Origin of the sequence: Chitinophaga costaii (assembly GCF_900094705.1) — a bacterium.
Classification (GTDB): Bacteria; Bacteroidota; Bacteroidia; order Chitinophagales; family Chitinophagaceae; genus Chitinophaga; species Chitinophaga costaii.
In genome coordinates, this window is the sequence record NZ_FMAR01000042.1 from 1 (window position 1) to 2,541 (window position 2,541).

A 2,541-nucleotide genomic window follows, 5' to 3' on the forward strand; every position below is an offset into this window, starting at 1 on the left:
GTGTCCCTCCGGGAAGTTAAAAACTGAATTTAGGTAAGATTATTATTTTAGCTTCTTACCAAAAATCAAAGCGATGGAACAGCAACAAGCTAATAAATTAACAAAGAAGCAAGAGATGTTTTCCCTAATAGCGGAACATGAAGCCAGTGCCCTGACGGTGCGGGATTTTTGCGAACTGTATGATATGGCTCAGGGTACATATTACTACTGGCTAAAGAAGTATCATGCTAGCCTGGAACCGGAAAAAGTAGCAAAGGGAGGTTTTACCTTACTAAAAGTTGCTGCTGAAGAACAGGAGATTGTAAAAGGAGGTGTTCTTTTCGCGGAGTATAAAGGGATCCGTTTTTATCGAGAGCCTTCCGTATCTTTTTTAAAAGCATTAATGAGTTAATTTATGCTACAGATCAATAACGGAACACGGTATTGGTTATACCATCCTTTTGCAGATGCACGTCTGAGTTTTGACGGACTTAGCGGAATCGTTACCAATGAACTGAAGATGGAAATGGCGCTGAATGACGTTTTTATTTTTCTGAACAAACGTCAGACCCACCTTAAGGCGGTTCAATGGGAAGGTGACGGATTTGGCTTGTATTATAAACGATTGGAAAAAGGGAGCTTTGAATTGCCATACGGGATAATGGCTGGCACTCACAGTATAATTACCTCTAAGCAGCTAATGATGATATTGCAGGGAGTATCACTAAAGAAAGCAGTTTTTCGCAAGCGATATACTATGCCAATGGGTACGTAGAATCGCATAAAAAAAGCCAAAGGCATTATGATCGGCGCCATTCGATTGTAATGCCTTTTGTTTTTTAAAATCATTTTTATGCACTGGTTTATCCACGTAAAAACTGTATAACTTCTTTTTTTTATTGTGGCTGTAATGTATTGACTGTCTATCTTTGATTCATGTTAGCTGCAGATAAAAATATCGATTACAAAATGCTTTATGAGCAATTGCAGCCAGTCCATCAGCAATTGTTAAAAAGCTTCGAACTTCAGCTACAAAGCAATCAGCAATTACAAAACCAGGTAATGCAATTGCAATACCAACTACATCAACTCACCAAACTATTACAGGGTTTTAAATCTGAGCGTTTTGTCCCAGGAGGAACAGGGCCTCAAAAAGAGTTGGGGCTTATTTTTGAAGAAACATTTGCATCCACGAAGCTGGAAGATGTAAAAAAGGTAAGCTACGTTAAAGTAAATAAACCAACCTCCAAAGATACTGTAAAGGAATTACCAGCACATTTACGCCGCGAAGAAATTATTATTGAGCCAGATGAAGATGTAAGTAGATGTGAAAGAAACGGAGAAGAAGTAAAGGAGCAGCTAAGCTGGAAACCTGGAGAAATCTTTGTAAAGCGTATTGTTCGCCCTCGTTATAAATGTCCTTTAACGGGCAAACTGCAAGGACACAGGAGTGTTATCGCTTCATTGCCTGAACAGGCACTTCCTAAATGTGCGGCAGACCCGGAGTTGTTGGCGCAGGTAACTATTGATAAGTTCGTAGATCACAAGCCGCTGAATCGTCAACTAGACTTTTTTAAACGCAATGGGGTAACTATTGCTTATAGCACCATTGCTGACTGGGTGCGGTTGGTAGCCGAAGCGATTGAATGCTTAGGAGAGGCCCAGTTGCGGGTTATGTTACGCCACAACTACTGGCAAGGTGATGAAACCGGAATAAAGGTGTTGGATAGCACAATAAAGAAAGATACTCATAAAGGGTATTTCTGGGTGTATATGACTGGAGATAGTAAATTGATTTATTATGACTATCACAGTGGTCGGGATGGACCCGCAGCTTCTCATATCATGCACTTGTTCAAAGGCCATTTGCAAACAGATGGGTATGCGGTATATGAAAAAGTGGCCGGCAAGGATATTACTTTGTTATGCTGCCTTGCGCATGCACGTCGTAAAGTGTTTGACGCGCAGGCTAATGACAAATCCAGAGCAGAGTATGTGCTTACTGAGATAGCCAAGCTATATAAAATAGAAGCAGCGTGTAAAGAGCAGCAGTTAACAGAACAACAAATTAAAGATAAGCGCCTTAAAGAAGCAGTACCCATACTGCAGGAGTTAGGAGAATGGATGAAAAAAGAATATCTGCTGCTTAAACCTAAGAGCCTTATCGCCAAGGCACTGGCCTATAGCATTAACAGGTGGGATAAACTAAGTCTGTATGCTACAACTGGCCACCTAAATATTGACAATAATAATATAGAGCGATGCATGCGCCCTGTAGCTATTGGACGCAAGAATTTTTTATTCTGTGGTTCCCATGATGCCGCTAAACGCACGGCGTTACTATACTCGTTATTGGTAACCTGTAAGCTGAATGAAGTAAATCCCTATGAATGGCTCAAAGATATGCTTAGTTATAACCTGCAGGAATACCCAATTAATAAAATAGAAAGTCTATTACCACATAACTGGAAATTGAATCAGGAAAATATGTAGAAAAATTCAGGCATTCGACAAAGTTAACCTTCAAACCAATACCGCCTTTTTAACTTCCCGGAGGGACAC

The 2,541-nt window shown here is 40.3% G+C and carries 3 protein-coding genes; all 3 read left to right on the forward strand.

Going from position 1 to position 2,541, the window contains the following annotated elements; genetic code table 11:
• Positions 1 to 73 precede the first annotated feature (73 nt).
• The 3 genes from tnpA to tnpC all read left to right on the forward strand — a co-directional run bounded on the left by tnpA (position 74) and on the right by tnpC (position 2,472).
• Positions 74 to 391, forward strand: a complete 318-nt coding sequence (gene tnpA, locus GA0116948_RS20800) for an IS66 family insertion sequence element accessory protein TnpA (RefSeq protein ID WP_089715810.1) — start codon at positions 74 to 76, stop codon at positions 389 to 391.
• Between the two features lie 3 nt (positions 392 to 394).
• Positions 395 to 754 carry an IS66 family insertion sequence element accessory protein TnpB gene (tnpB, locus tag GA0116948_RS20805; protein ID WP_089715811.1) on the forward strand — a complete coding sequence of 120 codons (360 nt, stop codon included), beginning with the start codon at positions 395 to 397 and terminating at the stop codon, positions 752 to 754.
• A 161-nt stretch (positions 755 to 915) separates the two neighbouring features.
• A complete protein-coding gene (gene tnpC, locus GA0116948_RS20810; RefSeq protein ID WP_089715813.1) occupies positions 916 to 2,472 on the forward strand; it encodes an IS66 family transposase in 1,557 nt (518 codons plus the stop codon).
• Positions 2,473 to 2,541: the final 69 nt, after the last annotated feature.